Here is a 378-nt window from a genome sequence, read left to right as displayed (position 1 = left end):
GTGCTGCCTCCCCTTCTTCCTCCGGCATTCCAAAGTCGATCACCTCCCGGGTCTTTCCCTTCAGATGTGGGAGAAAGTGCTGGAACCACTGATCCAGGCCGATGCAGAAGGGAATGAGGAAAAGACTCAAGATGAGCCAGACAATCGGCACGTCGGCATACACGAGCACTCTTGCCCACCAATAGGCGCCAATGGCGAGTGTGAACAGAATCGCAGGATAATGCCAATAGTCCGCAAATTTGCGACCGAGCGACTGCTCGGGAATGGAGCCCGGCTCTCCAGACGGACAAATCACGCCTGCCACGCGACGCCGCGCCTGCCAGATCATCACGGAGAGAAGGATGCTCACAAGGGGCCCGGCGAGGGAATAGACAAACA

At 57.4% G+C, this 378-nt stretch carries 1 protein-coding gene; it reads right to left on the bottom strand.

Features of this window, described 5'->3' with window-relative positions:
- Positions 1-349 (bottom strand): hypothetical protein (locus BRSPCE3_RS35730; RefSeq protein ID WP_244071809.1); only part of this gene is annotated, 349 nt, incomplete at its 3' end.
- Positions 350-378 lie beyond the last annotated feature (29 nt).

The organism is Bradyrhizobium sp. Ce-3, assembly GCF_022835695.1.
Classification (GTDB): Bacteria; Pseudomonadota; Alphaproteobacteria; order Rhizobiales; family Xanthobacteraceae; genus Bradyrhizobium.
Note: the sequence above shows the minus strand (reverse complement) of the source record. Positions and strands in the feature narration are given on the sequence as shown.